The sequence below is a fragment of the Bradyrhizobium sp. genome (assembly GCF_035570375.1).
In the GTDB taxonomy this organism is placed as follows: domain Bacteria; phylum Pseudomonadota; class Alphaproteobacteria; order Rhizobiales; family Xanthobacteraceae; genus Bradyrhizobium.
Window position 1 is genome coordinate 21,565 of sequence record NZ_DATMLW010000179.1, and the last position, 21,965, is coordinate 43,529.

At 61.7% G+C, this 21,965-nt stretch carries 21 protein-coding genes; 8 read left to right on the plus strand and 13 right to left on the minus strand.

Annotated features, from left to right (window positions below; translation table 11 throughout):
* Positions 1-5 precede the first annotated feature (5 nt).
* From paaB to paaE, 4 genes are all read left to right on the plus strand, one after another.
* On the plus strand, positions 6-293 hold the full coding sequence (gene paaB / locus VNX23_RS19415) for a 1,2-phenylacetyl-CoA epoxidase subunit PaaB (RefSeq protein WP_325632628.1): 288 nt from the start codon (positions 6-8) through the stop codon (positions 291-293).
* A gap of 166 nt (positions 294-459) precedes the next feature.
* Positions 460-1,236, plus strand: a complete 777-nt coding sequence (paaC, locus tag VNX23_RS19420; protein ID WP_325632630.1) for a 1,2-phenylacetyl-CoA epoxidase subunit PaaC — start codon at positions 460-462, stop codon at positions 1,234-1,236.
* A 5-nt stretch (positions 1,237-1,241) separates the two neighbouring features.
* Complete coding sequence (gene paaD / locus VNX23_RS19425) at positions 1,242-1,733, plus strand: 1,2-phenylacetyl-CoA epoxidase subunit PaaD (RefSeq protein WP_414643033.1); 492 nt, start codon at positions 1,242-1,244, stop codon at positions 1,731-1,733.
* 3 nt (positions 1,734-1,736) lie between these two features.
* Positions 1,737-2,813: a 1,2-phenylacetyl-CoA epoxidase subunit PaaE gene (paaE, locus tag VNX23_RS19430; RefSeq protein WP_325632633.1), complete on the plus strand. Its 1,077-nt coding sequence runs from the start codon at positions 1,737-1,739 to the stop codon at positions 2,811-2,813.
* 123 nt (positions 2,814-2,936) lie between these two features.
* Here paaE and paaK read toward each other — a convergent pair whose 3' ends face one another.
* Together paaK and paaI are read right to left on the minus strand one after the other, a co-directional pair.
* Entirely contained in the window at positions 2,937-4,268 is a 1,332-nt protein-coding gene (gene paaK / locus VNX23_RS19435) for a phenylacetate--CoA ligase PaaK (RefSeq protein ID WP_325632635.1), read from the minus strand.
* Positions 4,269-4,291: 23 nt separating this feature from the next.
* Complete coding sequence (paaI, locus tag VNX23_RS19440; protein ID WP_325632636.1) at positions 4,292-4,756, minus strand: hydroxyphenylacetyl-CoA thioesterase PaaI; 465 nt, start codon at positions 4,754-4,756, stop codon at positions 4,292-4,294.
* 638 nt (positions 4,757-5,394) lie between these two features.
* Between paaI and VNX23_RS19445 the strand changes: the two genes are divergently transcribed.
* Positions 5,395-6,417, plus strand: coding sequence for a zinc-binding alcohol dehydrogenase family protein (locus VNX23_RS19445; RefSeq protein ID WP_325632637.1), 1,023 nt, complete (start codon positions 5,395-5,397; stop codon positions 6,415-6,417).
* 13 nt (positions 6,418-6,430) lie between these two features.
* Positions 6,431-7,543 carry a YeeE/YedE family protein gene (locus VNX23_RS19450; RefSeq protein ID WP_325632638.1) on the plus strand — a complete coding sequence of 371 codons (1,113 nt, stop codon included), beginning with the start codon at positions 6,431-6,433 and terminating at the stop codon, positions 7,541-7,543.
* Here VNX23_RS19450 and VNX23_RS19455 read toward each other — a convergent pair.
* From VNX23_RS19455 to VNX23_RS19485, 7 genes are all read right to left on the minus strand, one after another.
* Positions 7,540-8,484, minus strand: coding sequence for a fatty acid desaturase family protein (locus VNX23_RS19455; protein ID WP_325632639.1), 945 nt, complete (start codon positions 8,482-8,484; stop codon positions 7,540-7,542). The genes VNX23_RS19450 and VNX23_RS19455 overlap by 4 nt on opposite strands.
* Before the next feature lie 42 nt (positions 8,485-8,526).
* Complete coding sequence (locus VNX23_RS19460; protein WP_325632640.1) at positions 8,527-9,750, minus strand: bifunctional alpha/beta hydrolase/OsmC family protein; 1,224 nt, start codon at positions 9,748-9,750, stop codon at positions 8,527-8,529.
* Positions 9,751-9,811: 61 nt separating this feature from the next.
* Positions 9,812-10,477: a sulfite oxidase-like oxidoreductase gene (locus tag VNX23_RS19465; RefSeq protein WP_325632642.1), complete on the minus strand. Its 666-nt coding sequence runs from the start codon at positions 10,475-10,477 to the stop codon at positions 9,812-9,814.
* An 18-nt stretch (positions 10,478-10,495) separates the two neighbouring features.
* Complete coding sequence (locus VNX23_RS19470) at positions 10,496-11,818, minus strand: MFS transporter (protein ID WP_325632643.1); 1,323 nt, start codon at positions 11,816-11,818, stop codon at positions 10,496-10,498.
* Positions 11,819-11,879: 61 nt separating this feature from the next.
* A complete protein-coding gene (locus VNX23_RS19475; RefSeq protein WP_325632645.1) occupies positions 11,880-13,076 on the minus strand; it encodes a cytochrome P450 in 1,197 nt (398 codons plus the stop codon).
* 75 nt (positions 13,077-13,151) lie between these two features.
* The gene (locus VNX23_RS19480; RefSeq protein WP_325632647.1) at positions 13,152-13,361 is read right to left on the minus strand and encodes a ferredoxin; all 210 of its coding nucleotides are present in this window, start codon (positions 13,359-13,361) and stop codon (positions 13,152-13,154) included.
* Between the two features lie 302 nt (positions 13,362-13,663).
* Positions 13,664-15,088, minus strand: coding sequence for an amidase (locus VNX23_RS19485; RefSeq protein ID WP_325632648.1), 1,425 nt, complete (start codon positions 15,086-15,088; stop codon positions 13,664-13,666).
* Positions 15,089-15,511: 423 nt separating this feature from the next.
* Here VNX23_RS19485 and VNX23_RS19490 point away from each other — a divergent pair, with 423 nt between their 5' ends.
* A complete protein-coding gene (locus VNX23_RS19490) occupies positions 15,512-16,357 on the plus strand; it encodes an alpha/beta hydrolase (RefSeq protein WP_325632650.1) in 846 nt (281 codons plus the stop codon).
* An 86-nt stretch (positions 16,358-16,443) separates the two neighbouring features.
* On the opposite strand, the gene VNX23_RS19495 is transcribed toward VNX23_RS19490, so the two are convergent.
* Complete coding sequence (locus tag VNX23_RS19495; RefSeq protein ID WP_325632652.1) at positions 16,444-17,220, minus strand: SDR family oxidoreductase; 777 nt, start codon at positions 17,218-17,220, stop codon at positions 16,444-16,446.
* A 187-nt stretch (positions 17,221-17,407) separates the two neighbouring features.
* On the opposite strand from VNX23_RS19495, the gene VNX23_RS19500 reads away from it, so the two are divergent.
* Positions 17,408-18,487: a tartrate dehydrogenase gene (locus VNX23_RS19500; protein ID WP_325632654.1), complete on the plus strand. Its 1,080-nt coding sequence runs from the start codon at positions 17,408-17,410 to the stop codon at positions 18,485-18,487.
* Positions 18,488-18,644: 157 nt separating this feature from the next.
* Here VNX23_RS19500 and VNX23_RS19505 read toward each other — a convergent pair whose 3' ends face one another.
* From VNX23_RS19505 to VNX23_RS19515, 3 genes are all read right to left on the minus strand, one after another.
* Positions 18,645-19,559, minus strand: a complete 915-nt coding sequence (locus tag VNX23_RS19505; RefSeq protein WP_325632655.1) for an NAD(P)-dependent oxidoreductase — start codon at positions 19,557-19,559, stop codon at positions 18,645-18,647.
* Between the two features lie 18 nt (positions 19,560-19,577).
* Positions 19,578-20,828: a Zn-dependent hydrolase gene (locus VNX23_RS19510; protein WP_325632656.1), complete on the minus strand. Its 1,251-nt coding sequence runs from the start codon at positions 20,826-20,828 to the stop codon at positions 19,578-19,580.
* A gap of 198 nt (positions 20,829-21,026) precedes the next feature.
* On the minus strand, positions 21,027-21,947 hold the full coding sequence (locus tag VNX23_RS19515; protein ID WP_325632657.1) for a LysR family transcriptional regulator: 921 nt from the start codon (positions 21,945-21,947) through the stop codon (positions 21,027-21,029).
* Between the last annotated feature and the right edge of the window lie 18 nt (positions 21,948-21,965).

Sequence of the window (21,965 nt, forward strand, 5' to 3'; positions counted from 1 at the left end):
GTCACATGGCCACACCCAACACGCCGCTGTGGGAAGTCTTCATTCGCAGCCGCAACGGGCTTGCGCACAAGCATGTCGGCTCGCTGCACGCACCCGATGCCACGCTTGCGCTGCAGGCCGCACGCGACGTCTACACCCGCCGCGGCGAAGGCCTGTCGATCTGGGTCGTGCCGTCGAGCGCGATCACCGCCTCGGAACCGGCTGAAAAGGGCATGATGTTCGAACCCGCGGAATCCAAGATTTACCGCCATCCGACCTTTTACGACGTGCCCGAAGAAGTCGGGCATATGTGAGGAAGAGACGAACTTCCGAACGTCATTGCGAGGGGCAAAGCGACCAAGCAATCCATCATGGTTTTGTCAAGGAACAGTCTGGATTGCTTCGCGGAGCTTGTCATCGGGCGCGCATTCGCGCGACCCGTTGGCTCGCAATGACGAGTTAGACAACAGGCTTGTTGCCATGGCCACGCCGTCGATCAAAATCTCCGAAACCCCGCTGGTGCTGTACACGCTGCGCCGGGCTGACGACGCGCTTGTTCTCGGCCATCGGTTGTCGGAATGGTGTGGACACGCGCCGATGCTCGAAGAAGACATGGCGCTTGCCAATATGGGGCTCGACCTGCTCGGCCAGGCGCGCGAGCTTTATGCTTATGCAGGGGAGGTCGAAGGCTGCGGCAACGACGAAGACAAGTTCGCCTATCTTCGCGATGTGCGGCAATACCGCAATCTTCTCCTCGTCGAACAGCCCAATGGCGATTTCGCGCGCACCATGGTGCGGCAGTTTTTCTATGCCGCATTCGCCGACCTCTATTGGCGCGCAATGATGAAGTCGAAGGACGCGACGCTGGCGGCGATCGCGGCGAAGTCGGAGAAGGAAAGCGCTTATCACCTTCGCCATTGCTCGGAATGGATCGTCCGGCTTGGCGATGGCACCGAGGAGAGCCACGCTCGCGTACAAACCGCGATCGACGATCTCTGGGCCTTTACCGGCGAGATGTTCGAGACCGACGACAGCGAGCGCGCTCTGATCGATGCCGGTATCGCCATCGATGCAACGGCGTTGCAGGTGAAATGGCTCAAGACCGTTTCCGATGTCGTGGGCGAAGCGACGCTTGCTTTGCCCAGGAGCGACTGGATGCAGCAGGGAGGCCGCAGCGGGCGGCACAGCGAACATCTCGGGCATCTGCTCAGTGAATTGCAATCGATGCAGCGAACGTTTCCGGGGAGCAAATGGTGATCGCCATGTTCGATGATGCCGGGTTGCGGCGGCACGCCTGGGATGTCGCGGCGAGCGTCGTCGATCCCGAGATTCCGGTTCTGACCATCGCCGACCTCGGCGTGTTGCGCGAGGTCACGGTCGAGGAAGGGCGCGTCGAGGTGACGATCACGCCGACCTATTCGGGTTGTCCCGCAATGAACATGATCACGCTTGAGATCGAGCTGGCGCTGGAGCGCGAGGGGTTTCGCGACGCAAGGGTGCGCACCGTGCTGGCGCCGGCCTGGACCACCGACTGGATGAGCGAAGAGGGTCACCGCAAACTCCGGGAATACGGTATCGCTCCGCCGCAAGCCGCGAACTCCCGCCGAGGTCTGTTCGGCAAGGACCATGTGGCATGCCCGCAATGCGGATCGCTCGATACCGAGGTAATTTCCGAATTCGGCTCGACCGCCTGCAAGGCGCTGTGGCGCTGCAAGACATGCCGCGAGCCGTTCGACTATTTCAAGTGTCATTAGAAAATGTCGGCACCACGTTTCCACCGCCTTGCCGTCAGCGACCTGCGCCGGGAGACCGCAGATGCGGTGTCGCTGACCTTTGCGATCCCGAAAGAGCTTGCCGAAGACTATCGCTTTTCTCCCGGCCAATATCTGACCTTGCGAACCATGATGGATGGCGAGGAGGTTCGCCGCTCCTATTCGATCTGCTCCGGTCCGGACGACGGCGAATTGCGAATTGCGGTGAAGAAGATCGATGGCGGCGCGTTCTCGAACTGGGCCGCCGACGAACTGAAATGCGGCGACGAACTCGACGTCATGACGCCGACCGGCCGCTTCGGGGTGACGGCGGCGCCGGACCAGGCACGGGTTTATGTCGGCTTCGCTGCCGGCTCCGGCATCACGCCGATCCTGTCGATCGTCAAAGCCGTGTTGGTGCGGCAGCCGGACAGCCGCTTCTTCCTGTTCTACGGCAACCGCTCGGCCAGCGGTATGCTGTTTCGCGAAGCGCTCGAAGAACTCAAGGACCGCTTCATCGAACGGCTGTCGGTGTTTCACGTCATTTCGGGCGAAGAGCAGGACATTCCGATCCTGCACGGCCGGCTTGATGGCGAGAAGGTGAGGGTGCTGCTGCGATCGCTGGTGAGCTGGCAAGTCGTCGATCATGTTTTCATCTGCGGCCCTTCGGGCATGAGCGAGGATATCGAGGCGACCTGTCGCGCGATCGGGATCGCGGAGAACCGGATTCACGTCGAGCGCTTCGTCTCCGAATTCGGCGGCAAGCCGCGCCCGAAGATGGTGGTTCCGCCGACCGCGCCGCCAAAGGCGTTTGCGGCCCTCATCATTGACGGCAAGCGCCGCGAAGTGCCGATCGCCGAAGGCGAAGCCATTCTCGATGCGGCCTTGCGTGCCGGCGTCGATCTGCCCTTCGCCTGCAAGGGCGGCATGTGTTCGACCTGCCGTGCCAGGCTCGTCGAGGGCAAGGCGCAAATGGAAGTGAACTACTCGCTCGAGCCGTGGGAGTTGGAGAAGGGTTTCATTCTCACCTGCCAGGCCCGGCCTGTGACCGACAGGGTCGTGGTAGATTACGATCACGTGTGAGGTGCGAGGGCGTCGTCGGCGGCCGTCATTCTGGGGCGGGCGTCAGCGCGAACCCGGAATCCACAAGAAGCATGCGCGAGATTCCGGGTTCAGCCCTGACGGGCTACCCCGGAATGACGACAGCTACCCCTTCGGTCGCTTGTCGATCACGCGCTTGGCCTTGCCGAGCGACCGCTCCAGCGTTTCCGGCGCCACCGCCCTGATCCGCGCCGTAATTCCAATGGTGCTCTTGATGTGATGGGTGATGCGCTCGGCGTGCTCGAAAAGCCCCTGACCGTCCCAGTGCTCGGCCCGCGCTTCGGCCAGCACCGTCATCTCGTCCATCCTGCCCTCGCGCGTCAGTTCAATGACGAAATGGCCGCCGCACCAATCGGTCGCCAGCAGCGCTTCCTCGATCTGGGTCGGAAACACATTGACGCCACGCAGGATGATCATGTCATCGGAACGGCCGGTGACCTTCTCCATCCGCCGCATGCCCACTCGCGCCGTGCCTGGCAACAGTCGCGTGAGGTCGCGCGTGCGATAGCGAATCACCGGGAAGGCTTCCTTGGTCAGCGAGGTAAAGACCAGCTCGCCCTTTTCGCCGTCCGGCAGCACCGCGCCGGTATCGGGATCGATCACCTCGGGGTAGAAATGATCCTCCCAGATGTGCAGCCCGTCCTTGGTCTCGATGCACTCCTGCGCGACGCCCGGACCGATCACCTCCGACAGGCCATAGATGTCGGTGGCGTCCATGTCGAAGGCCGCCTCGATTTCACCGCGCATCGCGTTGGTCCAGGGCTCGGCGCCGAAGATGCCGATTTTCAGCGAGGATCGGCGCGGATCGAGGCGCTGGCGCTTGAACTCGTCGAGGATCGCCAGCATGTAGCTCGGCGTCACCGTGATGATGTCAGGCTTGAAATCGTTGATAAGCTGCACCTGCCGCTCGGTCATGCCGCCGGAAACCGGCACCACGGTGCAGCCGAGCTTTTCGGCGCCGTAATGCACGCCCAGACCCCCGGTGAAAAGACCATAACCATAGGCGTTATGGATGATCATGCCGGTGCGGCCGCCGGCGGCACGGAGCGAGCGCGCCATCACTTCCGACCAGGTCTCGATGTCGGCCCTGGTATATCCGACCACGATCGGTTTGCCGGTGGTGCCGGAGGAAGCGTGGACGCGGACCAGTCTTTCGCGCGGCACCGCGAACATGTTGAACGGATAGTTGTCGCGCAAATCGACTTTTGTCGTGAACGGGAATTCGGCGAGATCGGAAAGCTGTTTGAAGTCCTTCGGATGGACTCCGGCCTGATCGAAGGCTTTCCTGTAATGCGTGACATGGTCGTAGGCATGGGCGAGCGACCAGGCGAGACGCTTTTCCTGCAGCGCGATGATCTCGTCCCGCGACGCTTTTTCGATCTCATCGATCTCGGCGCGATAGTTGCGGGTGCTGATTTTCTTGCCGGTCGAAGCCATCGCGCGTTTCCTCTAATGTCCCGTCATTTCCGTCCGGCGGCGGCCTCGGCCATCGGCACCAAGGCGCCGCCGATGGTCCGCGAATGACCGCGCAACTCGGCGATGACCGTATCATTCACCGTGACGCGTACGTCGTAAATCCCGGAACGGCCCGTCCGCGAGATTTCCCGCGCGCTGGCCACCAGGTGGTCGCCGAGCTTACCCGGCCGGATGAAGGATATGTTGCATTGCGCGGCGACCGTGCGCTGGTTGTGGGAGTTGCAGGCGAAAGCAAACGCCGAATCCGCGAGCGTGAAAATGAAGCCGCCATGGGCGATACCATGCCCGTTGACCATGTGCGGCTGGATGGTCATTGCCAGCACGGCCTGACCCGCTTTCACCTCCACCATCTCCATGCCGAGGCCCTGGCTGGCGCCGTCTTCCTTCCACATCGCTTCCGCGCAGGCCCGCGCCAGCTCGTTGGGCGAAAGTGCGGCCTTGAAATTCACCTTTTACCTCCCCGGTCGCGCCGGGCCATTGTAACAAGTCTCTTGTATAGCGGCGTCAGTCGGTTAGTCATGGGACTAGCGCGGTGAATTTGAAGTTCCTATCAGTGTTGCTGCCATCTCATCACAGGAACTTCAAATTCAAAAACCGCACTGGAAACATTAACTTGCTAGTGCTCCTTTGATTCCGAAGTTCGCATCAGAGGTCGCCGCGAATATTTGCGAACTTCGGAATCGGAGCACTAGCGCGGTGAATTTGAAGTTCCTATCAGTGTTGCTGCATCACAGGAACTTCAAATTCAAAAACCGCACTGGAAACATTAACTTGCTAATGCTCCTTTGATTCCGAAGTTCGCATCAGAGGTCGCCGCGAATATTTGCGAACGTCGGAATCGGAGCACTAGTGCGGTGAATTTGAAGTTCCTATCAGTGTTGCTGCAATCTCATCACAGGAACTTCAAATTCAAAAACCGCACTGGAAACATTAACTTGCTAGTGCTCCTTTGATTCCGAAGTTCGCATCAGAGGTCGCCGCGAATATTTGCGAACTTCGGAATCGGAGCACTAGGCGACGGCGCTGTCAACGATTCCGACCGTGATGGGGCCGCAAGAAAATCGGGCAAGAAAATCGGGAAGGTCTGATGCCGGGCGAAGTTGAAAGAGTTGGTCGATCGGTTGGGGTCGAGGCGCGCTGCGTGCGGCTGTCGGCGAAAGCCGAGACGCCGGCCTCGCTTGCACCTGACATCGAGCGGCGACCGCTGGCGCGCAACGAAAACCAGGTGCTGATCGAGGTCAGGGCCGCGGCGGTAAACCCGTCCGACGTCAAGGCCGCGACCGGGCTGATGGCCTACGCGGTGTTTCCGCGGACCCCCGGCCGCGACTACGCCGGGATCGTGATCGACGGGCCACCGGGCACGGTGGGGCGCGAAGTATTCGGCTCATCCGGCGATCTCGGTATCCGCCGGGACGGCACGCACGCCACCCATCTCGCCGTCGAAGCCGAGGCGATCGTCGAGAAGCCCAAAAACATTTCCTTTGAGGAGGCCGCAGGCATAGGCGTTCCCTTTGTCACCGCGATCGAAGGCTTTCGGCGTGCCGGCATGCCCAAGAGCGGCGAGACGGTGCTGGTGATGGGCGTCAACGGCAAGGTCGGCCAAGCCGTGGTGCAGATCGCCACATGGGCTGGCGCGCGCGTGATCGGCGTGGTGCGCAGGAGCGAGTCTTACGCGGGCCATAGCAATTCTCCCGTCGAGATCGTCGATGCATCGACAACCGATGTAGCGACGCGTGTGCGCGAGCTTACGGGCGGAAAGGGCGCCGACATCGTATTCAACACCGTCGGCGATCCCTATTTCCTCACCGCGAACCAATCGCTCGCGCTCCGCGGGCGGCAGATCCTGATCGCGGCGATCAACCCGGTCGTGCCCTTCAACATTCTCGAATTTTATCGCGGCCAGCACAGCTATGTCGGCATCGATACACTCGGTCTGTCGTCCAGTGCGACGGGAGCCGTGCTCGCAGAACTCGGCCCGGGCTTTGCCAGCGGGCATCTCAAGCCGTTTCCGATTCTGCCTCATGCGATCTTTTCTCTCGAGCAAGCAAAGACGGCCTTTCTGGCAGTGGCCGGTTCTTCGCGTGACCGCGTCATCCTGCGGCCATCCTGAGTAAGGACAGCGCGTGCCATCAGGCGCCAACATCGTCGTCTTCGCCGGACTGCTGATCGGGCTCGCCTATGGCGCGGTCGGTCTGTTGAGCGGCTTTTGCCTGACGAGCAGCCTGCGCGGCTGGTGGGTTGAAGGCGACAGCCGTTTGATCCGGACGTTTGCGCTGGCGCTTGGCGTAGCGGTCGCGGCGACCCAGCTTCTGGCCGGATACGGCGCCGTCGATCTCGGCAAGTCGGTCTATCTTCTCACCTCGATTTCGGCGCCGCTGATGTTTGTCGGCGGCCTCCTGTTCGGTTACGGCATGGTGCTGGCAAACGGTTGCGGCTCGCGCGCCCTGGTACTGCTCGGCCGCGGCAATCTGCGCTCTTTTGTCGTGGTGATCGTGCTCGGCATCGCCGCGCAGATGACGATCCGGGGATTGATCGCGCCTCTACGGGTCGCGCTCTTGCAGGCATCGCAGGTCAAACCGGCTTACCTTTCGTTGCCGGCGCTGCTCTCGGCGTTGGTCGGCAGCGAAATTCTTGCGCGCGTCATTGCAGCATCGGCGATCGCGGCGGTGCTGGTCATCTTTGCCCTCGCCCATGCCTCGTTCCGGCGCGCGAGGGGGCAGATCGCGGCGGGCATTGCGGTCGGTCTCCTGGTGAGCGCGGGCTGGTTTGCGACCGGCTATCTTGGCGCCGACGATTTCGATCCGGCGCCCGTCACCTCTCTCACCTTTATCGCCCCGGTCGCGGATACGGTGCAATACGTGATGCTGTCGACTGGGCTGACGCTCAACTTTGGCATCGCCATGGTGGCTGGCGTTTTCACCGGGAGCCTTGTGACCGCGCTCGCCACGCGCGGCTTCCGCCTGGAGGGTTACACATCGCCCCGCCACATGCTTCGCTCGATCGGCGGCGCGGCGCTGATGGGATCGGGCGGCGCGATGGCGCTCGGCTGCTCGATCGGGCAGGGCCTGACGGGGGTTTCGACGCTGGCGCTGGCATCGTTCGTGGCGGCAGGCGGAATCCTTTTGGGTTCGGCCGCAGGCTTGCGCGGCCCGTTCCGCGTCGCGCCATTGCAAGCAAAAGACGCAAGCGCCATGGCGGATCGTTCAATGATGCGGACTTCTGAACCGCCACGCTAGCGTGAGGTCGCCAGCCGCATCACGTCGAGATAGCCGGGACGGACTTCCATCCGCTTGATCAATCCCTTTTCGACCAGAAGCCGGTGGGCCTCGGGCAGCCGGTAGCACGGCAAGTACATAAAGAGATGATGCTCGGCGTGATAGTTGACCCAATAGGGTGCGATCAGGAGCCGCTCGAACGGATTGGCAAGGGTGGTGCGGGCATGGCTGAACGGGTCCTCGCCAGTCGAGGTGCAGGCGTGCTCGGCGATGTTGCGGATCCGCGTCACCAGCGACAACCAGGTCGCCATCGCAATAACCCACACGCCGCAAAACCAGATGCCGGCGCCGAAGAGCCAGAACAGGCCGAAAATCAGCGCATTGACGAAAAGAAAACGCGCCATCTTGTCGGCGCCGCTCGAGACGAAGCTCTCGTGCGTCACTTCTTCATCGCCGGAATTCGGCCTGAACAGCGACAGAAACAGCGGAAGCCGCTGTTTGACAAAGGTCTGGCCGGTGAGATCGCGGATCGCCTTGCGGGTAAAACTCTCTTTCGTGATCGGGAACGGCGCCGAGAGCGACAGATCGGGATCCTCCATCTGTTGCGTGTATCTGTGATGCTGCAGATGGTACGAGCGGTAGCTGGCTAGATCGGCCCCGATGGGCACCGCGCAAAGCCATTGTCCGATCCATTCGTTGATCGCCCGGTTCGGATGAAGCCCGCCATGAGCGGCCTCATGCATCAGGATCGCAAGTCCAAGCTGGCGCGTGCCGACGATCATCACCGCGACCAGCCATGTCAGGGGATTGGGCCACAACGTCGCGAGCGCGATGGCCGCAGCGATCGTGCCCCGGGCATGCGCCACCAGCCACAGGCTCCGCAGCGAACTGCGCGAGGTCAGACAATTCCACTCCTCGGGCGAGAAGACTGATCTGGGATCGATGCGCGACACGGCCGGCATGAGCGCTCCTCCACCTGAATCATACGCTCGCGTGGCGGTTCGTCAATCCGCCGCGCGGGTCACAATGCGGATCTCCGAGGTCAGGGTACGGTGTACCGGACACTTGTCGGCGATCTCCATGAGCTTCTTGCGCTGTTCGGCATCGAGCTCACCCTCCATGGCAATCACCCGCTCGATCTGGTCGAGCATCCCTTCCTTGGTTTCGCATTCGGCGCAGTCCTGTGCGTGGATCTTGCTGTGCCTCAGCGTGACGGTGGTGCGCTCGAGCGGCAGCGATTTGCGATCGGCATAAAGCCGCATGGTCATCGAGGTGCAGGCGCCAAGCCCGGCGAGCAGGAAATCATAAGGTCCGGGCCCGGTGTCTTCGCCGCCCGCCGCGACTGGCTCGTCGGCGACCAGGCGATGCGGACCAACTGAAATGCTTTGCTGAAACTTGCTGTCGCGGGTTTCGCGAACCACGACACGGCGCGGCGATTGGCCGAGATCGACGGCTGCTTCTGCCACCGCGGGCTCGATATAGCGCGAGGCCCAGGCGGCGATGACGTCGGCAGCATAGCCGGAATCGCGACGGTTGCTCAAAAGGTGATCGGCGTCGGCAAGCGACACGAAACTCTTGGGATGCTTGGCCGCTACAAAAATGCGCGTCGCGTTGTCGATGCCGACCGTATCGTCGGTCGGGGCGTGCATGATCAGGAGCGCCCGGTGCAGCCTGGCGACACGATCTATCAGGCTGTGCTCGGCGATATCGTCGAGGAATTCTCGACTGACTGTGAACGGCCGACCCGCGAGCGAGACTTCGGCCTTGCCCAATTTGCGGATGTCCTCGATGCGATCGGCGAAAAGCCCGGTGACATGCGCGGGGTCGGAGGGCGCGGCGATGGTGACGACGGCCCTCGCTTCCGGAATGCTTTCTGCCGCCGCCAAAATCGCGGCGCCGCCGAGGCTGTGGCCGATCAGAAGTGCCGGCGCTTGTTTGGTCTCGCGCAGATGGTTGGCGGCGCGCACCAGATCAGCCACGTTGGAAGCAAATGTCGAATTGGCGAAATCGCCCTCGCTGGAGCCAAGGCCGGTGAAGTCGAAACGCAGCACCGCGATGCCCTTGGCGGCCAGCGCCACCGCGATCCGTTTTGCCGCCAGCACATCCTTGCCGCAGGTAAAGCAATGCGCAAACAACGCGTAGGCGCGAATTTGCGCCTCAGGCGTATCGAGCGTGGCGGCGAGGTGGATGCCGCCTTCGCCTTCGAATTGGAAACGTTCGGTAGGCATGGTGAGATCCTCCATAACGTTTGGCGCTCCCTCTCCGGTCGGGAAGAGAGCTGGCACGAAGTTAGTCGGCGGAATAACGCTGTTCGGCCCAGGGATCGCCGCGGTTGTGATAACCGCGAACTTCCCAGTAGCCGGGCGCATCTTCAGTGCGGAATTCGATGGCTTGCAGCCATTTTGCGCTCTTCCAGAAATAAAGATGGGGAACGACGAGCCGCACCGGGCCGCCGTGATCTTGCGTCAGCGGAGCTTCCGACCAGCTATGCGCAAGCAGGGCGTCCTCGGCGGCAAAATCCTCGATTGCCAGGTTTGTGGTGTATCCATCATAAGAATGCAGCACCAGGTAGCGTGCGTCCTCGCGTGGCCGGCAGGCCATCAGGAGATCGCGAACCGCCAATCCTTCCCATTGGTTGTCGTATCGCGACCAGGTGGTCACGCAATGGATGTCGGAGACGGATCTGGTCTGCGGCTTGCCCGTGAATTGTGCAAAATCCCAGAAGATGGGCGCTTCGACGGCGCCGTAGACGTCGAGCCGCCAGCGCTCGCGGGAAATATGGGGAGTCAGCCCGAGATCGAGCACCGGCCAATCCCTGGTCAGATGCTGTCCGGGCGGGAGCCGCTGGTCCTCGGAGCGCGAGATTTTTCCGGTGAGGAAGCGGCCTTCGCGTGCCCAGCGCTGTTTGGTGCGGGTGAGTTTCGATGTTGCGGGCTCGTTGCTGTCGTCAGCCATCGCTCACCCCCGACTTTTCTACTCGTGGCGATGCATCGCCGATTCGTGCTTGGTGTCGCGCATGGTCGTGTAGATGATCAGCGAGAGGAAGATCATGCCACTGAGGTAATAGTAAAACCAGTCCTCATGGCCGAGCGTCTTGAAATAGAGCGCAACCGCAGGCGCGGTGCCGCCGAACAGGGAGACCGTGATGGCGTAGGGCAGGCCGACCCCGAGCGCGCGAATTTTGGTGGGGAACAATTCGGCCTTCACGATGGCGTTGATCGAGGTGTATCCGGCGACGAAAATCCAGGCCGCGCAAATCAACAGGAAGGCGATGAACGGCGACTTCGTCTCCTTGAGCGTGGTCAGGATCGGTATCGTCGCAATGGTCCCCATGATTCCGAAGAACATCAGCACCGGCTTGCGGCCGATTCGATCCGATATCGCACCGTAAATCGGTTGCAGCAGGGTTGCGAAAACCAGTGAGCCGAAAATGATGAACGTGGTCTGGTTTTCGGTGAAGCCGACCGACTGCCTGACGAAGGTCTGCATATAGGTCGTGAACGTGTAGAAGGCGGCGGTACCGCCGGCGGTAAGGCCGACGACAAGAGCCAATTCGCGCGGATAGTTCAGGAGGCCGGCAATCGATCCGGTCGGATTGACCGCCTTCTTGGCTTCCACGAACGCCTCGGTCTCGTGCAGCGTGCGCCGCATCACGGCCGCGAAAATCGCCAGCAGGGCGCCGATGACGAACGGAATCCGCCAGCCCCAGGATTTCAGCTCCTCGGGTGTCAAAAACAGGTTTTGCAGCAACAACAGCACGATGATCGCGGTGAGCTGGCCGCCGATCAGGGTGACGTATTGGAAGCTGGAGTAGAAGCCGCGATGCCTGGCGTCGGCGACCTCGCTCAGATAGGTCGCGCTGGCACCATATTCGCCGCCAAGGCTCAAGCCCTCGATGACACGCGCCAGCGCCAGGATCGCCGGGGCGGCGAAACCGATCGAGGCATAGGTCGGCGTGACGGCGATGATCAGCGATCCGAAGCACATGCAGACCACCGACAGCGTCAGCGAAAGCCGGCGGCCGTGGTGGTCGGCGATGTAGCCGAACAGCCAGCCGCCGAGCGGCCGCACCAGGAAGGTCGCGGCGAAGATCACGGCGGCGTTGAGTTGCTGCACCACCGGGTTGCTGTTCGGAAAGAAAGCTGGCGCGAAATACAAGGCGAACGCCGTGTAGGCGTAAAAATCGTACCATTCGACGAGATTTCCGACCGAGCCAATAAAGATCGCCTTGATGCGCCGCTGCACGTCACGGACATCGAGGCGGTCTTCGGTCAGGCTTGCAGCATGATCAATCACATTGGTTTCCTCGCCGATTTTTCAGGTCTTGTCGTTGCAGGAGGACGAATGGATAAACAATTCAGCTCGGCTTTCCGAACAGGACCGGAAGCAGCCGCGGCCCGCGTACCGTGCCTTCCGACCAAATGACCTTGCCGGCGGGATCCAGCCTGAAATGCGGAATGCGCTTCAGCCATTCCTCGATCGCCACCGTCATCTCCATCCGCGCGAGGTTGGAGCCGACGCAGCGGTGAATGCCAAGGCCAAAGGCGGCGTGCGGATTTTGCTTGCGGTCGATCACGACCTTGTCAGCGTCGGGGAAGACGGCGGGATCGCGGTTTGCAGCAGGAAATGACAGCAGCACCATGTTGCCGGGCTTGACCGGGCAGCCGCTGATCGCCGTCTCCTTCATGACCTCGCGCGCCATCGTCACCGGCGAATAGGCACGCAGGAATTCCTCGACCGCGGTCGGCAGCAGCTCAGGCTCTGCGACCAGGCGTTCGCGGTCCTCGGGCGTCTTCGCCAGATGCCACAGGGAGGCGCCGATCGCGCTCCAGGTGGTGTCGATGCCCGCGATCAGCAAAAGCCGCAACGAGCCTTGCACATGCGCGTCCGACAACGGCTGACCGTTCTTGTCCCGCGCGTTCATCAGCGTCGAGATCAGATCGTCGGTCGGATGCTGCCTGCGATGTTCGATTTGGTCGACGAAATAGAGGGTCATCTCCTGAACCGCCTGCATCAGGATGGCCTGGTCCTTGATGCCCAGCTCGAGTATCTGGTGAATCCATTTGATGAACCGGTCGCTGTCGGCTTCCGGAATGCCGAGCATGTTCGCAATGGTGCGGACCGGAATGTGCTTGCTGTAGCTGCCGGCGATGTCGCATCCCCGATCCTCGATGAACTCGTCGATCAGCTCGTTGCAGATGGCACGAACGCGAGGTTCCAGCTTCTTGACCGCGTCGGGCGTGAACGGCGGCAACAGCAACTGCTTTGCCGGTTTGTGCTCCGGCGGATCGGACGTGATCGGTGGTGACGGTAAGACTTCGGGCCTGACGTCGCGCACCACGACGCGCCGCGAGGAGAAATGCTCGGTGTCGTAGGAGATCTGCTTCACGGCCTCATAGGTCGTCGGCATGTAGCAACCGAGGTAGCGTTCGGTATGAATTAGCGGGCTCGTGGCGCGTAGTTCGTCCCAGATCGGATAGGGGTTTTCTGTCCAGCGCGGATCGGTATGGTCGAAATCGTGAACCCAATCGGTGACAGGGGCATGGTCGGACATCAGGCAATTTCCTCTTGGTTCGGCTCGCACAGGCGAATCTGGATCGACTTTACTGAAACAGAGGGGCAAGCGAGCTCATTCCTCCGTGACTTCGATCGCAATTTCAGGGCAGTTGGCTTGCGCAAGCCAGGCCTTGTCTTCAAGCCCCGCCGGAACGGTGCCGTCGCCGATCTCATGCGCGTTGCCGAACCGATCGAGTTCGAACAGTTCGGGAGCCAGCGACTTGCAGCGGGCGTGTCCCTGGCATCTATCCTGGTCGACATGAACTTTGAGCTTTCCGGACATCCTTGGGCACCCTTATTAGAGCTCCGATTCCGAAGTTCGCAAGCTATCGCGGCACCTCTGATGCGAACTTCGGAATCAAAGGAGCTCTAGCAACTTCTTGATTCTAGTGCGGCCTTGAATTTGAAGTTCCTATCACGAACTTGCCGCTATACCGATAGGAACTTCAAATTCGCCGCACTAGTAGCGCTGGTGGCGCGCTGCGTCTATGTTTCCCGCCGCAATTATAGCGAGGCAGTCAGCATTCACCAGCGCCCAAATCGAAGGCTCGAAAGGCTGCTGGTGCTTGCCGCCTCTGTCGACAGCTAAGGCGCCGATTTTGGCTCGATCGGAATAGTGCCGCGCAGGCCCAGAATATCCTCCAGCACCTTTGCGCCGGCGAGAAGCGGTGCCTCGCCGCGGGGCCGGGCTACCATCTGCAGCCCGACCGGCAGGCCGGAAGTGGTAAATCCGCACGGCAACGAAAGCGCCGGACAGCAGGCCAGTGTGATGGCATAGACAATGCCGAGCCACTGGACGTAGTTGTCGAATTTCTTACCCGCGCATTCGGCGACATAGCGGTTCTCGACCGGAAACGGCGCAACGATGGTCGCGGGCGAAAGCAGCAGATCGTAGGTCTTGAAGAACTCGAGCGCGCGCTGAGTCATCGCCAGGCGCTGCGCTTCCGCGCGCTCGATCTGTTCGACCGAAAGTTTCAGGCCTTCCTCGATGTTCCAGATCACTTCCGGCTTGAGCTGATCGCGGTGCTTGCGAAGCAAAGCCACCTTGCTGACCGCGAAGTCGAACGCGCGCAGCACGTGGAAACATTCGTGGGCCTCATTCAGATCGGGATGGGCTTCCTCGACGATGGCGCCAGCCTCGGCGAACTGAAATGCCGCCTTGCGGGTAATGGCGGCAACTTGCGGATCGACCGGGGTGATGCCGAGATCGCTCGAGTAGGCGATACGCCTGGGCTTTTTGCCCGAGCGTGCGGTGGAGAGGAAGGAGGATGGCAGCACGGGGAGGGAGAGCGGGTCGGCAGGATGCTCGCCGCTCATGGCATCGAGCAGCAATGCCAGATCCTCGACATTGCGCGCCATCGGCCCGTGCACGGTCAGATTGCGATCGATCTTGAACGCCGGGGTGTGCGCGACCCGGCCGATGCTCGGCCGAAGACCGACCACGCCGCAAAAGCTTGCGGGGTTGCGCAGCGAGCCGCCCATGTCGGTGCCGTGCGCGAGCCAGGCCATGCCGGTCGCAAGGGACACGGCGGCGCCACCCGAGGAGCCGGACGCAGACCGCGAGGTGTCCCATGGGTTGCGCGTGGCGCCAAAAACCTCGTTGAAGGTGTTGGCGCCGGCGCCGAATTCCGGGGTGTTCGATTTGGCATAGATCACCGCGCCATTGTCCTCGAGACGTTCGACGACAATGTCGGAGTTCGCTGCCAGCGTATCCCTGAAAATCGGCGAACCCTGCGTGGTCCGCACGCCTTCGACATTGGTGAGGTCCTTGATCGGGATCGGCATGCCGGCGAGCAGGCCGCGATGGCCTTTAGGTTTCTGCATCAATGCCTGCGCCTGCTTCCGGGCGCGATCGAAACACAGGATCGGCAGGGCGTTCACCTGGCGATCGACCTCGGCGATCCGCCGCTCCAGCACGTCGAGCAGGTCGAGCGGCGTGACTTCGCCGGAGTTGAGCTTGTCGACGACGGCACATGCCGTTGACCGTATCAGTGCCTGATCGGACGACATCGGTTTACTCCCATCACATCCTGGCTTCTGGTGGTCCGATTCTAACATTCGCTCCCGTTGCAGCAGACACGTTTGCGAATGTTAGAATCAAAGGACCACTAGCAAGATAAAATTTTAGTGGAGTTTGGGATTTGACATTCGCTTCGACGGTACGCGGCTAGCTGGGTAGCGAATGTCAAATCCACTCCACTAGTGCGGCGAATTTGAAGTTCCTACGGTATCGCGGCAAGATCGTTATAGGAACTTCAAATTCAAAGCCGCACTGGAATAAACAAGCTGCTAGAGCTCCTTTGATTCCGAAGTTCGCATCAGAGGTCGCCGCGATAGCTTGCGAACTTCGGAATCGGAGCTCTAGATAGCGGATTGCGCAGCGAAGTAAAACATTTTACGACAAAGTGGAAACGCGATCACGGAGATGCGAGCATGACGACGCCGTTCGACGCGCCCGACTGGCGCAGTATGAGCAAGCCAGACCTCGACAGCGGCCTGAACAACTCCACGGCCGTGGCCGGAAGTGGCGACATGGTCGGCGGCTGGGAACGGCGTTCGGCCGAATTCCGCGCGGCCCAATCCGATCACCTCGACCTCAGATATGGCGCAGCCGGCCGTAATCGCATCGACTTCTTCAAGGCGGGTGCGAATGCGCCGACGGTTTTATTTATTCATGGCGGCTATTGGCAGATGCGGGCCAAGGAAGCCTTCTCGCTGTTTGCCGGCGGCCCGATGACCCACGGCATCAATGTCGCCCTGATCGGCTATACACTGGCACCCGAAGCGACGCTTGACGGGATTGTCGCCGAGATTCACGCCGGCATCGATTTTCTCGCCCGTCGCCTGCCCGAGCTCGGCGGCGATCCGGAACGGATCGTCGCCTCCGGCTGGTCGGCCGGCGGCCACCTGACGGCGATGGCGATGTCGCACCGGCGCATCAAGGGTGGCGTCGGGATCAGCGGCATCTACGATCTCGAGCCGATCCGCCGCAGCTATCTCAACGTCAAGCTCGGCCTCGATGAGGCGATGTCTCACCGCAACTCGCCGATCAGGCAGACCGAAAGCGCGATCAAGCCGATGGCGCTGACGGTCGGAGCCGCCGAGCTGCCGCTATTGCGCAAGCAGACCGCGGATTTTGCGGGCCACCGCGCCAGGTTCGGGCTTCCCGTCAGCTATGAGGAGATTCCAGGCGCCAACCATTTTAGCATCATGGACGAGATGCTCGCGCCGACGGGGCGGATCACGTTGATGATCCGCCAGTTGTTGGAGCGGATATAGAGCGCGCCGTCAGGGCGATGCGAAGCATCGAACCCGGAATCTCGATGTTCCGGGTCTGGTCCTTCGGACCATCCCCGAACGACAGCCTACCCCCAACCCGCCGCGATGCCGCCATCGACGGTGAAGATCACGCCCGAGGTATAGGCCGATCGGTCGGAAGCGAGGAATGCCATCAGGTCGCCGATCTCGCGTGCATGGGCCGGACGGCCGAGCGGCAGGCCTTTCTGGAATTCCTTGTAGCGGTTTTCGTCACCGAACTGGTTTCTGGCTCGCGTTTTCAGGAGCGTGATGTGGCGATCGGTGCCAACCGGACCGGGGTTGATCCCGACCACGCGGATGTTGTCGGCAAGGCTCTTGCTGCCGAGCGTTCGGGTGAACGACATCAACGCGGCATTGCCGGTAGAGCCGCAGATGTAGTTGGTGTCGAATTTTTCTCCGGCCACACCGATATCGTTGATGATCACACCGCCGCCGCGCGCCTTCATCTGCGCGTAGATGGCGCGGGTGATGTTGATATAGCCGAACACCTTCAATTCCCAGGCGTGGCGCCATGTCGGCTCCTCGATCTTGTCGATCGAGCCGCCCGGAATGTCGCCGGCATTGTTGACGAGGATGTCGATGTCGTTGGCCTCTTTCACGAGCCGCGCGATGTCGTCGGGCTTGCGCAGGTCGACGACATGGGTCGCGGCATCGATCTGGTGGGCCGATCGCAGCCGCTCGGCAACGGCCTTGAGCTGATCGCCGCTGCGGGCCGCAAGGCGCAAGTGGCAGCCTTCTTCGGCAAAGGCTTCGGCGGCCGCAGCCCCAATGCCCTTCGAGGCGCCGGTGATCAGGACGCGTTTGCCGCGCAGATGAAGATCCATGGAACACCTCGCTTGATGGGAAATGCCGGAGGGGAAAAAAGCGGATTTCAACTGTTAGGCCGCGGCCAGCCGGGCGGTCAACATTGCAGTGCAGCGTTGCAGAGGCGGCACTGCGCTTGGTCTCTTGCAATCCGGTCATAAAATGGGTTTACCCAGCGGGAGCAGGGCCACTCAAGGAATTTGATCGATGAGCAACGGAAAAGAGCAATATCGGGTCGCGGTCATTCCCGGCGACGGCATCGGCAAGGAAGTGATGCCGGAAGGGCTTCGCGTGCTTGAAGCGGCGGCGAAAAAGCACGGCGTGGCCGTGCGTTTCGATCATTTCGACTTTGCTTCCTGCGACTATTACGAGAAGCACGGCGAGATGATGCCAGACGACTGGAAGGAGAAGATCGGCAAGCACGACGCGATCTATTTCGGCGCCGTTGGCTGGCCCGCCAAAATCCCCGACCACGTCTCCCTGTGGGGATCGCTCATCAAATTCCGCAGGGAGTTCGATCAGTATGTCAACCTTCGCCCGGTGCGATTGATGCCGGGCGTGCCGTCGCCGCTCGCCAACCGCAAGCCCGGCGATATCGATTTCTGGGTGGTGCGGGAAAATACCGAAGGCGAATATTCCTCGGTGGGCGGCCGCATGTTTCCGGGTACCGAGCGCGAATTCGTCACCCAGCAGACCGTGATGACGCGCATCGGCGTCGACCGCATCCTGAAATTCGCCTTCGACCTCGCGCAGTCGCGGCCCAAGAAGCATCTGACCTCGGCGACCAAATCCAACGGCATCTCGATCACCATGCCCTATTGGGACGAGCGCGTGGAGGCGATGGCGAAAAACTACCCAAAGGTGAAGTGGGACAAGTTCCACATCGATATTCTGACCGCGAATTTCGTGCTGCATCCGGACTGGTTCGACGTCGTGGTCGGCTCGAACCTGTTCGGCGACATCCTCTCCGATCTGGGGCCGGCCTGCACCGGCACCATCGGCATTGCGCCATCCGGCAACATCAATCCGGAAGGCGATTTCCCGTCCGTGTTCGAGCCGGTACATGGCTCGGCGCCCGATATCGCAGGGCAGGGGATCGCCAACCCGATCGGCATGATCTGGTCCGGCGCGATGATGCTGGACCATCTCGGCGAGAGGCAGGCTGCCGCTGCCATCGTCACGGCGATCGAGCGCACGCTCGGCGAACGCACGTTGCGCACCCGCGATCTCGGCGGCAATGCCGACACGGTTGCCTGCGGCAAGGCGGTCGCGGAGATGGTGGAGTAGCTCTCTTACCCTCTCCCCTTGCGGGAGAGGGTGGTTTCGAGCGCAAGCGAGAAACCGGGTGAGGGTTCACGCGCTCGATGGATTTCAACCCCTCACCCGGCTCAATTTCGCTTCGCTCATCTCGCCACCCTCTCCCGCAGGGGGAGAGGGTGCAACATTACCCGCCCCTCGCCACCCTTCGGCAGTGCTCCCACGCCGCGTGGATCAGATTTTCGCTCGCCTCCGGTGTGCGGAATGCGGAATGTGCCGAAAGGGTCACGTTTGGCAATTGGGTCAGCGGGTGATCCGCAGGCAGCGGCTCGATATTGAAGACGTCGAGCCCGGCATGGCGAATGTGGCCCGATTTCAACGCCTCGATCATCGCGCCCTCGTCCACGATCGCCCCGCGCGCGGTGTTGACCAGGATCACGCCGCGCTTCATTGCGGCGATGCGTCCGCGTGAAAGGAAGCCGCGGGTCTCGTCATTGAGCAACAGATGCAGCGAAACCACGTCACTCTGTGCCAGCAGCGCCTCGAGTGGGACGAAATCCACGCCTGCAAATTTCTTCGGCGAGCGATTCCAGGCGATCACTTTCATGCCGGTCCCAAGCGCGATGCGGGCCACTTCAGCGGCGATGCCGCCAAAGCCGATCAGGCCGAGCATCTTGCCGGTAAGCTGCATGCCGTCCTCTCGCAGCCAGTTGCCGGCGCGCATCTCGCGGTCCATTTGCGCAATCCCGCGCGCTGCCGCCCACATCAGCGCGATCGCGCATTCTGCGACCGCCGTGTCGCCATAGCCCTTGATCAGGTGAACCGCTATGCCGAGTTCGGAGAGTTCCTCCGGGTTCATGTAGCTGCGCGCACCGGTCCCCAGAAACACGACGTGTTTCAGGCCACCGCAGCGCCGCGCGACGTCGGTCGGCAATGCGGTGTGATCGACGACGACGATCTCGGCGCCATCGAGCAGGGCCGGGATCTGGTCGGAGGTGATGTCAGGATCGCGGTTGACGCGCACGGTGGGATCGCCGGGCTTGTTCTGCCGATCGAAAATATCCGCCAGCGATTTGTTGGCATCGATAAAAACTCCGCGCACCGAAATCTCCCTAAGTGTTCATGAAGCGACGCCTGCGAGCGCCAGCACCGTGTGCATCAGGACGTTGGCACCGGCCGTGCAATCGGCTTGGGTGGCATCCTCGAGCTCGTTGTGGCTGACGCCGTCCTTGCAGGGCACGAACACCATCGCGGCGGGAATCCTGGTGTTGAGGTTACAGGCATCGTGGCCGGCGCCGGAGGTGATGCGGCGATGGGAAAAGCCGAGCTTTTTCGCCGCGGCCTCCACTGCATCGACCAGTTTTGGATCGAAACGGGTGGGCGCCTTGCGCCAGATGAGGTCGAGCGCAACCTCGACCTTGCGCCGCGCCGAGATTTCGGCAGTCGCCGCACGCAGATCCGCATCGAGCGCATCCATGATCGCGGCGTCGGCGCTGCGGCAATCGACGGTGAAGGCGATTTCGCCGGGAATGACGTTGCGCGACGGCTTTGCGATGACGGCCTCGCCGATGGTGCCGACCGCGTTGGGACCATGTTTTTTTGCGATCGTCTCCATCGCGAGCACGATTTCCGATAGGGTTGCGAGCGCATCGCGGCGCAGCCGCATCGGTGTGGAACCTGCGTGGCTCTCGAAGCCCGTGATCCTGCCGTCGTACCACAATAGGCCCTGGCCGGAATCGACCACGCCGATGGTCTTGCCTTCGGCTTCGAGGATCGGACCCTGCTCGATGTGCAATTCGATGAAGCTTGAAAATTTCTGCGCTCCCACCGCGCTGTCGCCGCGATAGCCGATGATCTCCAGTGCGTCGGCGACGGTGACGCCATCGGCATCCTTGCGCGACAGGATATCGTCGACGGTGAAATCGCCGACATAGGCTGCGGACGCCATCATCGCAGGCGCAAAGCGCGAACCTTCCTCGTTGGTCCAGTTGACGATGCAGAGCGGAATTTCGGTCTCGATGCCGGCGTCGTTCAGCGTACGAACGACCTCAAGCGCCGCGAGCGTACCGAGCACGCCATCGAACTTGCCGCCGGTCGGCTGGGTGTCCAGATGCGAACCGAGCCCGACCGGGGGTTTTGACATGTCGCGACCCCTGCGAAGCGCGAACATCGAGCCGAGGGTGTCGACATGCACCTCGAGGCCGGCCGCCTCGCAGGCGGTTTTGAACCAGTCGCGGACCTGCTTGTCTTCGGCGCCGAGCGTCAGCCGCCGAACGCCTCCCTTCGGCGTGGCGCCGAATTTCGCGGTTTCGTGGATGGTGCCCCAAAGCCTTGCGGAATCGATTTGCAGATTGGATGCGACCTGGGTCATGAACCTTTTCCCGCTGGTGTGGTGGTTCAGAAGTTCTCTTCATTATCGCCGCGAGTCCGTCAAGAGAACTTCTGAACCGAAACCACACTAGAATCATAGGTTTCTAGTGTCCTTTCGAATCCGAGTTCGCGAAAGAGGCCGCCAGCGAAATGTGGCGAACTTCGGATTCGGGACTCCAGGCGGATAATGGCTGCCGCTTCAATGACGCGCCCGTCGCGGCACGTCAACAACGGCGGATGACTGCTGCGCGATGCGGGCAGCGAGATCGGCGACCAGCTCGACAGCGAGCGTATCGGGTGAAGCCAGCCAGCTTGCGGAAAATGTCAGCGGCGGGATTTTCAGTTCGGTCGCCAAGAGCTGCAGCCGGCCGTCCGCCAGTTCATTCTCCACGATCGATGTCGGGATCACGGCGATTCCAAGCCCCTCGACTGCCATGTGGATGACGGTTGCGAGCGAGGCGCTGGCATGCAGCCGGATCGGCGGCAGATCGGGCCGGTTGAACAGCGAGCGCACGATCTCGTAAGGCTGCGACTTGCGCGGAAAGGTGATGATCGGAAATTTGGCGAGATCCTGGATCTTCAGGGCGCCATTGCCGAGGCCGAGCGAGGGACTGGCGAGCACGCCGACCGGATAGTCGCACAGGACGCGGTTGCGGACGCCCGCGGCCGATAGCGGCCCAACCAGAAAAGCGAGTTCGATCTCCTGTTCCAGCAAACGCGCGGTCAGGTTCGGCGTGATATCGACCTCGATTTCGAGGGACAGATTGGGATGGGCCGTGTTGACGCTCTTGATCAGCCGCGGCAACCAGGTGTGCACGATGGTCTCAGCGACGCCAAGCCGCAATACCCCTCGCATCGCCGAGCGCTCGCCGACCTCCGCCATCATCTCCGCGCGCAGGCCGATCAGCTTTTCCGCATAGACCATCAGCTGCCGGCCGCTCGGCGTTGGCGACACGACGCGGTGATCGCGGTTCAAAAGTTTCACGCCCAGCTCGCGCTCGAGTTGCGCGATCCGTTGCGAAATCGCCGGCTGGGTGGTGTTGAGTCGCTGGCCGGCCCCGCGAAAACTGCCGAGCGTCACCACCCACAGGAATGTCTCGATCGACTTGAAGTCCACCACGGAAGGTGCCCCCACGCA